The organism is Kitasatospora sp. NPDC047058, from assembly GCF_040643935.1.
Taxonomy (GTDB): domain Bacteria; phylum Actinomycetota; class Actinomycetes; order Streptomycetales; family Streptomycetaceae; genus Kitasatospora.
Genome location: NZ_JBEYVJ010000186.1, coordinates 1 through 13,857 on the forward strand (window position 1 = coordinate 1; position 13,857 = coordinate 13,857).

Genomic DNA, 13,857 nt, shown 5'->3' on the forward strand with positions numbered 1-13,857 from the left:
GGAATGAGCGGCACCAACGTCCACATCATCCTGGAGGAGGCCCCGGCCGCGGACGGTCTCCGACGCGCCCGGCACCGCCGTCCGGGGCTGCTCGTCCCGGAACAGCGGACCGCTCAGCCGCCCGGCCGCCCGGGCCGGCCCCTCGGCGGGGGCCGGCCCGGGGTCGGCCGGTACGGGAGGCATGACCTGAGTCTCCTCCGCGTCACCGCCCCAGTACACCGGGGGCTGCTGCGAGTGACCCGTTCGGTGGCCGGGGTCACCCGCAGCGGTGCCCGTCGCCGGCTGCTGGTACGCCGGCTGCACGGGGTGGTACGGGGGGTGCGACTGCTGGGGCTGCGGCTGCCGCGCCTGGTACTGCGGGTACTGCTCGTCGGATGGGCCCCAATAGCCAGGGGCGTCAGGGGCATCGTTCATCAGACTTCGAGCAGCTCGGCTTCCTTGTGCTTCAGCAGCTCGTCGACGCTGGCCACGTACTTGGCCGTGGTGTCGTCGAGCTCCTTCTCCGCACGGCGGCCGTCGTCCTCACCGATCTCGCCGTCCTTGACCAGCTTGTCGATGGCGTCCTTGGCCTTGCGGCGCACGGAGCGGATCGAGACCTTGGCGTCCTCGCCCTTGCCGCGGGCGACCTTGATGTACTCGCGACGGCGCTCCTCGGTCAGCTCCGGCAGCACCACCCGGATGATGGAGCCGTCGTTGCTCGGGTTGACGCCCAGGTCGGAGTCGCGGATCGCCTGCTCGATGGCCTTCAGCGCGGTCTTGTCGAACGGCGAGACGACCGCCATCCGCGGCTCCGGCACGGAGAAGGAGGCCAGCTGGTTGATCGGCGTCACGGCGCCGTAGTACTCGGCCACGATCTTGGCGAACATCGCCGGGTGGGCGCGGCCGGTGCGGATGGCGGCGAAGTCGTTCTTGGCGACCTCGACGGCCTTCTCCATCTTCTCCTCGGCCTCGAGGAGGGTCTCTTCGATCACTGTGTACTCCCTGTCCGGTTCATCTGCTGGTGTCCCGACCGGTGTCGGCGTCGAAGCCGGTCGCGGTGTGGAGGGCGCCGGTCGCGGCGCTGCCCTCCGGTACGGCTGAGTGCTGCTCAGGCCCGGACAGAATCCTGGCTGATGAGTGTGCCGATCTTCTCACTCTTCACCGCACGCGCGATATTGCCCTCCGCCAGCAGCTCGAAGACCAGCATCGGGAGGTTGTTGTCCTTGCACAGCGTGATCGCGGTGAGGTCGGCGACCTTCAGGTCGCGGGCGATGACCTCGGAGTACTCCAGCGCGTCGAACTTGACCGCGTCCGGGTTGGTCCGGGGGTCGGAGTCGTAGACCCCGTCCACGCCGTTCTTGCCCATCAGCAGCACGTCGGCGTGGATCTCCAGCGCGCGCTGGACGGCCGTGGTGTCGGTGGAGAAGTACGGCATGCCCATACCCGCTCCGAAGATCACCACGCGGCCCTTCTCCAGGTGCCGGACGGCGCGCAGCGGCAGGTACGGCTCGGCGACCTGGCCCATCGTGATGGCGGTCTGGACCCGGGTCTCGATGCCCTCCTTGACCAGGAAGTCCTGCAGCGCGAGGCAGTTCATCACGGTGCCGAGCATGCCCATGTAGTCGGAGCGGGCCCGGTCCATGCCGCGGACCTGCAGCTCGGCGCCGCGGAAGAAGTTGCCGCCGCCGATGACCACCGCTACCTCGGTACCGGCGCGGACGACGGTCGCGATCTCGCGGGCGATCGCGTGCACGACGTCCGGGTCGACGCCGAGCCCGCCGCCACCGGCGAAGGCCTCACCGGACAGCTTCAGCAGCACCCGGCGGCGAGAGCCGTCCTGGGGGTCCTGCGCGGTCTCCTGCGTCTCCTGCATGGACTTCTCCTTCTACACCTACTGGTTCACAGACGCCGGGGTGCGGATCCCAGGCCTGCGCGTACACGCGAGGAGGCCACTGCCGCGGGAACCGGTTCGGTGTCCTGCACGGCAATGGCCTCCTCGTCGTTCATGGTGCCGACGCGGCCCGCCCGTAGACGGATGACGCTGGGGTGAGCCCGTTCGGCGCGTCCCTCCCGCCCTGGTCAGCGGGCGGGGGCGGTTCCCAGCCTAAGCGTGCCGGGAGTCCGGTGGAACGTGGCTCAGGCGCCGACGCGGAAGCGGGCGAAGCGCTTGAGGGCGACGCCGTTCTCCTCGAGGACCTTGGCGACGGACTTCTTGTTGTCCTTCGCGAAGGCCTGCTCCAGGACGGAGTTCTCCTTCACGAAGCCGGTGACGCGACCCTCGACGATCTTCGGCAGGGCGGCCTCCGGCTTGCCCTCCTCGCGAGCGGTGGCCTCGGCGACGCGGCGCTCGTTCTCGAGGTCCTCGGCCGGGATGTCCTCGCGGGACAGGTACTTCGGCGCGAAGGCGGCGATGTGCTGCGCGACGTCCTTGGCGACCTCGGCGTTCTCCTTGTCCAGCTCGACCAGGACGCCGACGGCCGGCGGCAGGTCGGGGCTGGTCTTGTGCAGGTAGACCGCGACGAAGCCGTCACCGTCGAACTGGGCGAAGCGACGGAAGACGATCTTCTCGCCCAGGGTCGCGTTGGCCTCGTCCACGAACTGCTGGACGGTCTTGCCGGCCTCGATCTCGGAAGCCAGGGCGGCGTCCAGGTCGGCCGGGGCGGTCTTCGCGACGTGCGCGGCGATCGCGTCGGCGACCTGCACGAAGTTGTCACCCTTGGCGACGAAGTCGGTCTCGCAGTTCAGCTCGACCAGAACGCCGGACTTCTTGTCCTCGGCGATCAGCGCGGCGACGGCGCCGTTGGAGGCGTCGCGGCCCTCGCGCTTGGCAACGCCCTTCTGGCCCTTGATGCGCAGGAGCTCGACGGCCTTCTCGACGTTGCCCTCGGCCTCGTCCAGGGCCTTCTTGCAGTCCATCATGCCGGCGCCGGTGAGCTCACGGAGCTTCTTGACGTCCGCGGCGGTGAAGTTCGCCATGGTGTGAATCTCTTCTCGCGTCTCGCGTGTCTGCGTGGGGTTGCGCCGGGACCGCTGGTTCGGTCCCGGCGCGGGAGAGAGGGGCACCAACCGGTGTCGTACCGGCGGGTGCCCCTCACCCTTGGTACGTCAGGCCTGCTCGGCCGGAGCCTCGGCAGCGGGGGCCTCGGCGGCGGGAGCCTCGGCGGGGGCCTCGGCGGCGGGAGCCTCCTCGGCCTTCTTCTCGCCCTCGAGGATGTCCTTCTCCCAGTCGGCCAGCGGCTGGTCGGCGCCCGGCTCGGCCTTCGCGTCGCCCTTGGCGACACCCGCGCGGGACTTGAGGCCCTCGGCGACGGCGTCGGCGATCACACGGGTCAGCAGGGTGACGGAGCGGATCGCGTCGTCGTTGCCCGGGATCTTGTAGTCGACCTCGTCGGGGTCGCAGTTGGTGTCGAGGATGGCGACGACCGGGATGTTGAGCTTCCGGGCCTCGCCGACCGCGATGTGCTCCTTCTTGGTGTCCACGATCCAGACAGCGCTGGGAACGCGCTGCATGTCGCGGATACCGCCGAGGGTCTTCTCCAGCTTGTCGTGCTCGCGCTGGAGGACCAGGAGCTCCTTCTTGGTGAGGCCGGAGCCGGCCACGTCCGAGAAGTCCAGCTCGCCGAGCTCCTTGAGGCGCTGCAGGCGCTTGTAGACGGTCGAGAAGTTGGTCAGCATGCCGCCGAGCCAGCGCTGGTTCACGTAGGGCATGCCCACGCGGGTGGCCTGCTCGGCGATGGCCTCCTGGGCCTGCTTCTTCGTGCCGACGAAGAGGACGCTGCCGCCGTGGGCAACGGTCTCCTTGATGAACTCGAAGGCGCGGTCGATGTAGTTCAGCGACTGCAGGAGGTCGATGATGTAGATGCCGTTGCGCTCCGTGATGATGAAGCGCTTCATCTTCGGGTTCCAGCGGCGGGTCTGGTGACCGAAGTGGACGCCGCTCTCCAGCAGCTCCCGCATCGTGACGACGGCCATAGCCGTACTCCTAAGGTGTTGCGCCCGGCTCTGGCGCAGCGACGTCGTGGTTCGCGCGGTGGCGCTCCCCGCTCGGGCGTCTGCGTACGGCCGGGTCAGGCTCGGTTTTGTCCGTGGCGGCCAGGTGACAGCCACGCCTGACGCCCCGAACGTGCCGAGCCGCTTGTGCCCGAGCGGTCCGGGGACCGGGTCGGGCTCGGCGGACCGAGCGGCACTCGCACCTGGCGGGGGCGGCGGCTGAGCCGCATCCGTCCACCGGTGGCGGGGCGTGCGAAGTCGACCCGGCGGACCGGGTCGCGTGTGAAGTGTACGGGAAGCGCCGAGCGGCGGGCGACTCCAGCGGGACGGGTGGGCTGCGGGTGGCCCGCGTGGGGCGGTGCGCAGGGGGGGCTGAGGGTGGTGGGCAGGGGGGCTGGAGATTGGGGGTGGTGGGCAGGGGGGCTGGGGGTGGTGGGCAGGGGGGCTGGGGGTTGGGGACCGAGGGAGAGGCGGCCGTTCGGGGGACGCCGGTTGTCCACAGGGGCGGGTTGTCCACAGGACACGGGGACGGGCTGGTGGGGGTGGCGGAACGCGGAGAGCCTCGGGCGCATGACTACTCCTGCCGTTGCCGCCGACGTCGCCGGTACTCCCGGCTTCCCCGCTTCCGCTTGCGCTTCCGCTCCGGCGGGTGCGTCCGGTGCCGGTCCGGCGGGTGCCTCCGGTGCCGGTCCGGTCGCGTCGCCGGTGCCGCCAGGGCCCGGGCACGACCGCCGGGTGGTGCTGCTGGCGCTGTTGGTGCTGATGACGCTGCTGCTGGTCACTCTGCCGGGCCCGGTGGGGCACGCGGAGGCAGGGCGTCGTTCCGCGGGTGGGGGTGGGGAGGGGACGAGGAGCGGCTCGGGGAGCGGTTCCGGCGGCTCGGCCGGCGGCGGGGCCGGGAGCGGGACCGGGAGCGGGACCGGGACCGGGAGCGGGACCGGGAGCGGGACCGGGAGCGGGACCGGGAGCGGGAGCGGGACCGGGAGCGGGAGCGGGACCGGGAGCGGGACCGGCCCCGATTCCGGTCGGGCGTGGCCGGTGGGCGGGCCCGGTGCATTGCTCGCGCGGTTCGAAGCGCCGCCCAAGCCGTGGGCCGCCGGGCACCGGGGCGTCGACCTGGCCGCGGCCGCCGGTGCGGAGATCCGCTCGGCCGCCCCCGGTGTGGTCACCTTCTCCGGCCTGGTGGCCGGGCGCCCGGTGGTCACCGTCACGCACCCCGCGTCCGGCACTCCCCCGCTGCGGACCACCTATCTGCCCGTCGCCGGCAGCGTCACCGTGGGCACCACGGTCGCGGCCGGTCAGGTGATCGGACGGCTCTCACCCGGCACCGGCCACTGCGCGGGACGCGACTGCCTCCACTGGGGGCTGCTCCGCGGCGAGCGCTACCTCGACCCGCCGGCCCTGTTCGGTGCGGGCGCCGCGCGGCTGCTGCCACTCGGCCGGGACCGGTGAATCCCCTCCCCCGGTCCTTTCCGCACGCCTCCCCCGGCCTCGCTCTTCTCCGCCCGGCTCCTGTCGAGGCTCAGGTCCTGTCGAGGCTCAGCTCCTGCCGAGTCCGTGCAGGGCCAGGGCGACGGCGGCGTCCGCGATCACGTCCGGTTCCTCGGCCCGGCCTGCGCCGGCGCGCTGCTCGGCCTGCCGGACGGCGGCCTCCACGATCCCCTGGAGCAGTGCCGCCGCCAGCCGGGGCTGCTCGTGGCCGAGGTCCTCCAGGGCCTGGACCACCAGGCCCACCAGCTTCCCGTGCGCCGCCCGGATGCGCTCGCGTGCCGCCTCGTCCAGCTCCAGCGCCGAGATCGCCGCCACCGCCCGGTGGCGCGGGTCCCCGGCGAGCGCGAGCTGGCCCCGGATGTACGCCTCGACGCGGCCGGCCGCGGTGTCGCAGCTCTCCATCCCGGCCTCGATCTCGGCCGCCCAGAGCGGGAAGTCGACCTCGCAGAGCACCTCGACCACTGCGGCCCGGGAGCGGAAGTACTCGTAGACCGAGGAGCGGGCCAGCCCGGTGCGCGCCGCGAGCGCGGGGAAGGTCAGGGCCTCCATGCCTCCTTCGGTGAGGAGGCTGCGGGCAGCGTCGAGGAGGGCTGCCCGCTGCAGCTGGCGATGCTCGGCCACGGTGGCCGCTCGGATCTTCGGCACCCTCCCACTGTACGGAGCCCTACACGCGGCCGGTACGGCGCCGCGCCTCGCCCGTGCCCTACCGGATGTCGGACAGCTTGGCGCGCAGTTGCAGGACCGACTTGGTGTGGATCTGGCTGACCCGGCTCTCCGTAACCCCGAGGACCTGACCGATCTCGGCGAGGGTCAGCCCCTCGTAGTAGTAGAGCGTCACCACCGTCTTCTCCCGCTCCGGGAGTGTGTTGACCGCCTGGGCCAGCAGCCGGCGCAGCTCCCGGTCCTCGGCCACCTCGACCGGGTTGTCCGCGCCGTGGTCCTCCAGGGTGTCCACCAGGCTCAGCCGGTCCCCGCCCTCACCGGCCGGGTGGAGCAACTCGTCGAGCGCCACCACGTTCGCGAGGGAGAGCTGACTGAAGATCGCGTGCAGGTCCTCGGTCGCGATGCCCATCTCGGCCGCGACCTCGGGGTCGTGCGGCGTCCGGCGCAGCCTGGCCTCCAGGGTCGCGTACGTCCGCTCGACGGCCTTGGCCTTCTGCCGCACCGAGCGCGGGATCCAGTCCAGCGCGCGGAGCTCGTCGATGATCGCGCCGCGGATCCGGCTGATCGCGTACGTCTCGAACTTGATGGCACGGTCGATGTCGAACTTCTCGATCGCGTCGATCAGCCCGAACACGCCGGAGGAGACGAAGTCGGCCTGCTCGACGTTGGAGGGCAGACCGACTCCTACCCGGCCCGCGACGTATTTGACGAGGGGTGAGTAGTGCAGGATCAGCTGCTCCCGCAGCCGCTGGTCACCCGTCTCCTTGTAGGCGCGCCAGAGCGCTTCGAGCGCGGTGCGTTCGGGGCCGCCCGACTCCCGCCGGGCCGCGGGCGCCGTCGACCGACCCCGTCCGGGGCCGGTGGCGGCCAGCGCCGCGCCGATGGCGATCAGGACGAACGGGTACTCGTACCCGTCGTGCTGCACCCACAGGCCGTGGGGCCACTTGACCGTCAGGGCGACGGTCATCACCCCCATGACGCCCGCGCCGGCCAGCGGGGTGAGCAGGCCGAGGGCCAGCATCAGCCCGGCGCCACCTCACGCTGCTCAGCGCCGACTACTTCACCGTGCCCGAGGCCGACATCCCGCACATCGAGTCCGTCCTCACCGTCGTCGGCGGACGCATCGTCCACGCCGCCCAGGAGCACCAGGGCCTGGCCCCGGAGCTGCCCGCGGTGACGCCCTCCTGGAGCCCGGTCACCCGGTTCGGCGGCTACCACGCCACCCCCGCACCCGGCCCGGCCGGCGTCCACCAGGCCGAAGGCGTCCTGGAGGCCGTGGCCGCCTCCGGCGAACAGCACGCCTGGCGCGCGGCCCGCGGCCTCGCCCGCCCCGGGCAGCCCCAGGTGCCGCTGGACCCCTGCTTCTTCTGAGGTCCGCCGCATCCGACCGGGGGCGCCGCCCCGTTCCAGCGGCGCCCGCCCGCATCCCCCCTGATCCTGGAGGCCGCGCTGTACGGCGCCGCCGCCGTGGTCGTCCTCACCCGCGGCGCCGACGGGTCCGCGCAGTACGCCGTCATCGCCCTGCTCGCCCTGGCGATGGGCCTGCGCAACGGCACCGTCCGCGGTCTCGCCGTGCCGGACCTCACCACCACCGTGCTCACCCTCACCCTCACCGGCCTGGCCGCCGAGTCCCGCCTGGCCGGCGGCACCGCCCCCCGCCAGCGCAGGAAGCTCCTCTCCGTCGCCACCATGCTCGCCGGCGCCGCCCCGGGCGCGGTCCTGGTCCTGCACGGGCGGACCGCCTGGGCCCTGGCGGCCGGCGCGGCCGCGGTCGGCCTCACCGTCCTGCTCTACCGCGAGTGACCGGACGTGCCGGCCGAGTGTCGGCCCGGCCGGGACGGGCCCGGGGGCCTGGCATGATCGGGGGATGGTTGAACGTGTGATCGGGGCCTGCGACGGCGCGGCCAAGGGTAATCCGGGGCCGGCGGGGTGGGCCTTCGTGGTGGCGGACGGGGACGGGGTTCCGCAGCGCTGGCAGGCCGGGCCGCTCGGGCGCAACACCAACAACGTCGGTGAACTCACGGCCTTGCAGCAGCTGCTGCTCGCGACGGATCCGGCGGTGCCCCTGGAGGTGCGGCTCGACAGCACGTACACCCGGGACGCGGTGACCAAGTGGCTGGCCGGGTGGAAGCGCAACGGCTGGAAGACCGCCGCGGGGAAGCCGGTGGCCAACCAGGAGCTGATCCAGGCGATCGACGGGCTCCTGGAGGGGCGGGAGGTCACGTTCGTGTACGTGCCCGCGCACCAGGTGGACGGTGATCCGCTGAACGCCATTGCGGACAAGGCGGCCAGCGACGCCGCCCGCAGCCAGGAGGCCGCCGGCGGGACCGCGGCGGACCTTCCGGTGCCGGAGCCGGCCCCGAGCGCTGCGCCGCGGGTCCGGCGGGCGTCGTCCTCGTCGTCCTCGGCTTCGCCCTCGAAGTCGGCGTCGTCGTCGAAGCGGAGTTCTGTGGGCGGGTCGCGGACGCTGGCCGCGCGCTATCCCGGGACGTGTCCGTGCGCCCGGCCGTACGCCAAGGGCGACACGATCACCAAGGTGGGCAGCAGCTGGGGGCACCCGCAGTGCGTGGCGGCCCACGCCTGAAGCCCTGGTCTTCCGCACGCCGGAACCGGCCCGGCCTCGACGGGCCGGGCCGGTTCTGTGCCGGGGTGCGTCAGGCGGCCTGCGGCGCGGGGGCGACGACGCAGGCGGTGACGCTCAGGTCGGCGGGGCAGGGGGTGATCGAGACGACCTGGAGGCCGGCGGCGGCGGCTTCGCTGCGCATGTCGGCCTCGGTGCGCTCGCGGGCCTTGGACTCGCCGACGACCATCTTGATGACGTTGCGGAAGGCGGCGCCCGAGTCGTGCTCGGCCAGGGGGTCGATGACCAGGAGCGTCGGGGCGCCCTCGGGGGCGGTGGTGGCGCTCATCGCGCGGCGGATGTTGCCGAGGATCTCGACGCCGCTCTCCGAACTCCAGTCGTGGAGGACGTTCTTGAGGATGTAGAGGTCCCCGCCCGCGGGGACCTCGCGGAGGATGTCGGCGGCCTGGAAGGAGAGCCGCGCGACGAGGTCGTCGTCACCGGAGGCGCGGAGGTCCTCCTCCGCCCGGCGGCAGGTGTCCGGGCGGTCCACGCAGATGCCCTTGAGGTGCGGGTGGGCCGTGAGGATGGCCTTGAGGAGGGTGCCGTTCCCGCCGCCGACGTCGATGACGGTGCGGACGTTCTCGAACGGGACGTGCTCCGCCAGGACGGCGCCGATCGGGCGGGCCCAGTCCTGCATGGCGAGGTCGAAGATCCGGGCGGCCTCGGGGTCCTTGTCCAGGTACTCGTAGAGCGGGACGCCGAACGCGTGGGGCATGACCGAGGTGCCGGTCCGCACGGCCTCCGTGAGCCCGCCGGCGGCGGCCTGGGCGTAGAGGCCGCAGAGCAGCGCGGTCAGGTAGCGCATCGAGTCGGGGTGGTCGGTCCGGAGCAGCTCGGACTGGGGGGAGTTGGTGTAGCGGCCGTCCTCGTCCTTCGCGAAGACCCCCAGCGCGGTCAGGGCCGTCATGAGGGACACGAGCGCGTCGTGGTCCGCACCGACGGCCTCGGCCAGGTCGGCGGGCGTGGCCGGCCCGTCCGCGAGGGCGTCGGCGATGCCCAGGCGTGCCGCGGCGCCGACCGTGGCGGAGGTGAAGGACCCCATGACAAGACTCACCAGCGACGTTTCCATGGATCCGTGCACTTCCTCAGCTTCGATGGCGGGTTGCGGATGACGGTTCGTCCGGCCGACGGTAGTGGGAGCCCCGGCTTTGCGTCGCGTCGTTCAACTGCCGTGCGGCGGAAGGGGAGTTCGCGGGGCCGTTCCGGCCCGGTGGCGCTACGGGATCCGTTCGTGCGCGCGGGGGCCGCCAGTTGAACAGCGCCGGATGTCCCGTTTGCGGCCGGGGAGCAATCCGGTGTCATGTACCGTCGATTATCGTCGATTGGACGTGGCGCTCCCAGAGGAAGATCAGGCTGGAGACATGACGGATGACAGGTCGTCAAGCAGTCAGGGTGCCGGGGACGTGTCCGCGGGGGACATCAGGGCTTCGCACGCCGACCGGGACGAGGTCGTCGAGATCCTCCGCGACGCCGCGGCGGACGGCCGGCTCACGGCCGAGGAGCTCGACGACCGCCTCGCGCTGGCACTGAACGCCCGCACCTTCGGCGAACTGGCCCTGCTGACCCGCGACCTGCCGGTCGCGCCGCTCCCCGCTCCCGCGCCCGTTCCCCGCGCCGAGCCCGTCCGGCCGGGCAAGGACGTGGTGGAGATCAACCAGCGCTTCGGCACGCTGCGGCGGATCGGGCCCTGGGAGGTCCCGCGCCGGCTGGACATCCGGATGCACGGGGGCGACGTGAAGCTCGACTTCACCCAGGCGGTGATCAGCCATGCCACCCTCGACCTCGACGTCTACCTGAGCATCGGCGGCGACCTGATCATGGTGGTCCGGCCGGGCATCGTGGTGGCGACCCACGAGCTGGCCGTGGGCGTCGGCGACCTCAAGGTCCGTGTGCCCAAGCCCGGTTGGAACGAGCCGGTCGAGCTCCGGGTGAACGTGAGCGGCCGGGTCCGCGGCGGTGACGTGGTGGTCAGGTACCCGCGGCGGACGCTCGGGCAGTGGATGCGCGGGGAGAGCGCGCTCTGACGGCCGGGCCGGACGGTGGTCCGGCGAACGGCGAGGCCCGGGGGAGACGGGCGGAGGGCGGTAAGCAGAGGGCGGTGGACGGCTCGCAGGGGCCGGCCACCGCCCTCCGCGTTTGCGGGCGGGGCCCCTGGGCGGGCCTCTGGACCTGAATAGCGGTCCGTGGTATTCGTTGCTATCCGGTACCCGCGCGGTCCGGCGGATCGAGTGTCTGAATCCTCGATTCCCGTACGTGGTCAAGTGGTTCAAGTGTTCAACTGCCACGTTTGCGCCGCCCATCAGGGGTGGATACGTTCCTGTTGCTGGTGGGCTCGATCATTTGCAGGTATTGAGAAGTCCCGATTGCGTAATTCCCGCGGTAATCCCGCACCGCGGCTGTGCAGATCAGAATTGGCATATCCTCGGCAAGCAGGGGTGGCGGAATTAAATGGCCAACGAAGACAGGCTCCGCGATTATCTGAAGCTCGTGACGGCTAATCTGCGCCAGGTCCGCCGTCGACTGGCTGAGGTCGAGGAACGGAGCCAGGAGCCGATCGCGATCGTCGGCATGGGTTGCCGCTTCCCCGGTGGGGTGCAGAACCCGGAGGAGCTGTGGCGGCTCCTCTCCGACGGGTCCGACGCGATCGGCCCGTTCCCGCAGGACCGCGGCTGGGACCTCGAGAACCTCTACGACCCGGACCCCGACCACCCGGGCACCTCGTACGCGCGCCACGGCGGATTCATGTACGACGCCACCGAGTTCGACGCGGGCTTCTTCGGCATCAGCCCGCGCGAGGCGGTCACGATGGACCCGCAGCAGCGCCTGCTGCTGGAGGTGTCCTGGGAGGCGCTGGAGCAGGCGGGCATCGACGCCGCCTCGCTGCGCGGCAGCCGGACCGGCGTGTTCGCCGGCGCCTACAGCCAGGGCTACGGCACCGACCCGGCGGCGCAGAGCGGAGGGTCGGAGGGCCACCTGCTCACCGGCATCGCGACCAGTGTCACCTCGGGCCGCGTGGCGTTCACCCTCGGCCTGGAGGGCCCGGCCGTCACCATCGACACCGCCTGCTCGTCCTCCCTGGTCGCGCTGCACCTGGCCGCCCAGTCGCTGCGCTCCGGCGAGTGCTCGATGGCCCTGGTCGGCGGCGCGACGGTGATCTCCAGCCCGTCCGTCTTCGTGGGCTTCTCCCGCCAGCGCGGCACCTCGGTGGACGGGCGCTGCAAGTCCTTCGCCGCGGCCGCGGACGGCTCCGGCTGGGCCGAGGGCGTCGGCGTCCTCGTGGTGGAGCGGCTGTCGGACGCGCGCCGCAACGGGCACCGGATCCTGGCCGTGATGCGCGGTTCGGCGGTCAACCAGGACGGTGCCTCCAACGGTCTGACCGCGCCCAACGGTCCGTCGCAGCAGCGGGTGATCCGGGCGGCGCTGGCGAACGCCGGGGTCCGGGCCGACGAGATCGACGCGGTGGAGGCGCACGGGTCGGCCACCACGCTCGGGGACCCGATCGAGGCCGAGGCGCTGCTGGCGACGTACGGCCAGGAGCGCGCCGGGGGACGGCCGTTGTGGCTGGGCTCGGTGAAGTCGAACATCGGGCACACGCAGGCGGCCGCCGGTGTGGCCGGTGTGATGAAGATGGTGCTGGCGCTGCAGAACGAGCAGCTGCCGGCCACGCTCCACGCGGACGAGCCGACCCCGCACGTGGAGTGGGCGGCCGGCGACGTCAAGCTGCTGAACGAGGCGGCGGCATGGCCCACCGGGGAGCACGTGCGCCGCGCCGGTGTGTCGTCGTTCGGAATGAGCGGCACCAACGTCCACATCATCCTGGAGGAGGCCCCGGCCGCGGACGACGAGTCCGCTGCGGACGAGCCCGCCGGTGAGGGGACGGACGAGGAGACGGGCGAGGCTCCGGCCGCCGAGGTCGAGGCGGCTCCGGCCGCTCCCGCGGTGCTGGAGCAGGACGGGTCGGCCGCGTGGCTGCTGTCGAGCCGGTCGGCGGAGGGGCTGACGGCGCAGGCGGCGCGGCTGCGGGACTGGATTTCGGGACGGCCGGGGTCGACGCCGGAGGATGTCGCCTGGTCGCTGGCGGCGACGCGCTCGGCCTTCGAGCACCGGGCCGTGGTGGTCGGTGGTGGCCGTGAGGAGCTGCTGTCGGGGCTGGGTGGTTTGGCCTTCGGGACGCGTTCTGCTTCCGTGGTGTCGGGTGTGGCCCGGACCGGGGGCCGGAGGGCGTTCGTGTTCGCGGGTCAGGGTGCGCAGTGGGTCGGCATGGGCCGTGAGCTGGCGCAGGTCAGTCCGGTGTTCGCGGCGCGGTTGGCGGAGTGTGAGGCGGCGTTGGCGCCGCATGTGCCGTGGAGTCTGTCCGGGGTGTTGGCCGGGGCCGAGGGTGCTCCCGTGCTGGAGGCCGCGGACATCGTGCAGCCGGTGATGTGGGCCGTGATGGTGTCGCTGGCTGCGGTGTGGGAGGCCGCCGGTGTCACGCCGGACGCCGTCCTGGGCCACTCGCAGGGTGAGATCGCGGCGGCGACGGTGGCGGGGATGCTGTCGCTGGAGGACGGTGCCCGTGTGGTCGCCGTTCGGGCGCGGGCGCTGTCGAGCCTGCAGCTTCAGGGTTCGATGCTGTCGGTGGTGATGCCGTATGCGTCGGTGCGGGAGATCGTCGAGGGCTGGGGCGAGCGGCTGTCGATCGCCGCGGTCAACGGCCCGGCGGCGGTGGTCGTGTCGGGCGAGGCGGAAGCGCTGGCGGAGTTCGAGCGTGAGCTGGCCTCGCGGAAGGTGATGCGCTGGCGGGTGCCGGTGACGGACTTCGTGGCGCACTCGCCGGCGGTGGAGCCCCTGGAGGCGGTCCTCGCAGAGGAGTTGGCCGGGATCGCGCCGCAGGCGGGCCGGGTGCCGATGATCTCCACGGTGACCGGTGAGTGGCTGACCGGCCCCGAGGCCGATGCCGGCTACTGGTTCGCGAACCTGCGCCGGATGGTGCGTTTCGAGGAGGCCGTCCGCACCCTGCTGGGCGGGGGCTATGGGGCGTTCGTCGAGGTGTCCCCGCATCCGGTGCTGACCGCCTCGGTCACCGAGACGGCCGAGGACGCCGGTATCGCCGATGTCCTGACGGTCGGCAC

General features: G+C 72.4%; 12 protein-coding genes and 2 pseudogenes. 6 read left to right on the forward strand and 8 right to left on the reverse strand.

Annotated elements, in window-relative coordinates:
• The 5 genes and pseudogenes from ABZ885_RS24615 to rpsB form a co-directional block, all read right to left on the reverse strand.
• Nucleotides 1-183 (reverse strand): annotated as a pseudogene (locus ABZ885_RS24615) (hypothetical protein); the annotation flags it as partial.
• Between the two features lie 230 nt (nucleotides 184-413).
• Nucleotides 414-971 (reverse strand): ribosome recycling factor, encoded by a 558-nt coding sequence (gene frr, locus ABZ885_RS24620; protein ID WP_360192475.1) that lies wholly within the window; start codon nucleotides 969-971, stop codon nucleotides 414-416.
• A gap of 116 nt (nucleotides 972-1,087) precedes the next feature.
• The gene (gene pyrH / locus ABZ885_RS24625) at nucleotides 1,088-1,852 is read right to left on the reverse strand and encodes a UMP kinase (RefSeq protein ID WP_360192477.1); all 765 of its coding nucleotides are present in this window, start codon (nucleotides 1,850-1,852) and stop codon (nucleotides 1,088-1,090) included.
• A gap of 263 nt (nucleotides 1,853-2,115) precedes the next feature.
• Nucleotides 2,116-2,955, reverse strand: coding sequence for a translation elongation factor Ts (gene tsf, locus ABZ885_RS24630; protein WP_360192480.1), 840 nt, complete (start codon nucleotides 2,953-2,955; stop codon nucleotides 2,116-2,118).
• A gap of 129 nt (nucleotides 2,956-3,084) precedes the next feature.
• Complete coding sequence (gene rpsB / locus ABZ885_RS24635) at nucleotides 3,085-3,951, reverse strand: 30S ribosomal protein S2 (protein ID WP_360192482.1); 867 nt, start codon at nucleotides 3,949-3,951, stop codon at nucleotides 3,085-3,087.
• A gap of 1,074 nt (nucleotides 3,952-5,025) precedes the next feature.
• Here rpsB and ABZ885_RS24640 point away from each other — a divergent pair.
• The gene (locus ABZ885_RS24640) at nucleotides 5,026-5,421 is read left to right on the forward strand and encodes a M23 family metallopeptidase (RefSeq protein WP_360192485.1); all 396 of its coding nucleotides are present in this window, start codon (nucleotides 5,026-5,028) and stop codon (nucleotides 5,419-5,421) included.
• An 87-nt stretch (nucleotides 5,422-5,508) separates the two neighbouring features.
• On the opposite strand, the gene ABZ885_RS24645 is transcribed toward ABZ885_RS24640, so the two are convergent.
• Both ABZ885_RS24645 and whiG read right to left on the reverse strand, forming a co-directional pair.
• Complete coding sequence (locus ABZ885_RS24645; protein WP_360192503.1) at nucleotides 5,509-6,081, reverse strand: helix-turn-helix domain-containing protein; 573 nt, start codon at nucleotides 6,079-6,081, stop codon at nucleotides 5,509-5,511.
• Nucleotides 6,082-6,163: 82 nt separating this feature from the next.
• Nucleotides 6,164-7,144: an RNA polymerase sigma factor WhiG gene (gene whiG, locus ABZ885_RS24650; RefSeq protein WP_360192487.1), complete on the reverse strand. Its 981-nt coding sequence runs from the start codon at nucleotides 7,142-7,144 to the stop codon at nucleotides 6,164-6,166.
• A 44-nt stretch (nucleotides 7,145-7,188) separates the two neighbouring features.
• On the opposite strand from whiG, the gene ABZ885_RS24655 reads away from it, so the two are divergent.
• From ABZ885_RS24655 to ABZ885_RS24665, 3 genes and pseudogenes are all read left to right on the forward strand, one after another.
• Nucleotides 7,189-7,494, forward strand: a complete 306-nt coding sequence (locus ABZ885_RS24655; RefSeq protein ID WP_360192490.1) for a hypothetical protein — start codon at nucleotides 7,189-7,191, stop codon at nucleotides 7,492-7,494.
• 57 nt (nucleotides 7,495-7,551) lie between these two features.
• Nucleotides 7,552-7,926 (forward strand): annotated as a pseudogene (locus ABZ885_RS24660) (DUF1275 family protein); the annotation flags it as partial.
• A 64-nt stretch (nucleotides 7,927-7,990) separates the two neighbouring features.
• Entirely contained in the window at nucleotides 7,991-8,707 is a 717-nt protein-coding gene (locus ABZ885_RS24665; protein ID WP_360192492.1) for a ribonuclease H, read from the forward strand.
• A 70-nt stretch (nucleotides 8,708-8,777) separates the two neighbouring features.
• Here the strand turns inward: ABZ885_RS24665 and ABZ885_RS24670 are convergent, their stop codons facing one another.
• Entirely contained in the window at nucleotides 8,778-9,800 is a 1,023-nt protein-coding gene (locus ABZ885_RS24670; protein ID WP_360192495.1) for a methyltransferase, read from the reverse strand.
• Between the two features lie 307 nt (nucleotides 9,801-10,107).
• Here ABZ885_RS24670 and ABZ885_RS24675 point away from each other — a divergent pair, with 307 nt between their 5' ends.
• Both ABZ885_RS24675 and ABZ885_RS24680 read left to right on the forward strand, forming a co-directional pair.
• Nucleotides 10,108-10,770: a DUF1707 domain-containing protein gene (locus tag ABZ885_RS24675; protein ID WP_360192498.1), complete on the forward strand. Its 663-nt coding sequence runs from the start codon at nucleotides 10,108-10,110 to the stop codon at nucleotides 10,768-10,770.
• A 424-nt stretch (nucleotides 10,771-11,194) separates the two neighbouring features.
• Nucleotides 11,195-13,857: type I polyketide synthase (locus ABZ885_RS24680; RefSeq protein WP_360192500.1), on the forward strand; the 2,663-nt coding region annotated here is incomplete at its 3' end.

What these genes read in the sequence shown, in the direction of transcription:
- pyrH (WP_360192477.1), bottom strand. Translation starts at nt 1,852, where the DNA reads ATGCAGGAGACGCAGGAGACCGCGCAGGACCCCCAGGACGGCTCTCGC.
- tsf (WP_360192480.1), bottom strand. Translation starts at nt 2,955, where the DNA reads ATGGCGAACTTCACCGCCGCGGACGTCAAGAAGCTCCGTGAGCTCACC.
- rpsB (WP_360192482.1), bottom strand. Translation starts at nt 3,951, where the DNA reads ATGGCCGTCGTCACGATGCGGGAGCTGCTGGAGAGCGGCGTCCACTTC.
- whiG (WP_360192487.1), bottom strand. Translation starts at nt 7,144, where the DNA reads ATGCTGGCCCTCGGCCTGCTCACCCCGCTGGCCGGCGCGGGCGTCATG.
- ABZ885_RS24665 (WP_360192492.1), top strand. Translation starts at nt 7,991, where the DNA reads ATGGTTGAACGTGTGATCGGGGCCTGCGACGGCGCGGCCAAGGGTAAT.
- ABZ885_RS24675 (WP_360192498.1), top strand. Translation starts at nt 10,108, where the DNA reads ATGACGGATGACAGGTCGTCAAGCAGTCAGGGTGCCGGGGACGTGTCC.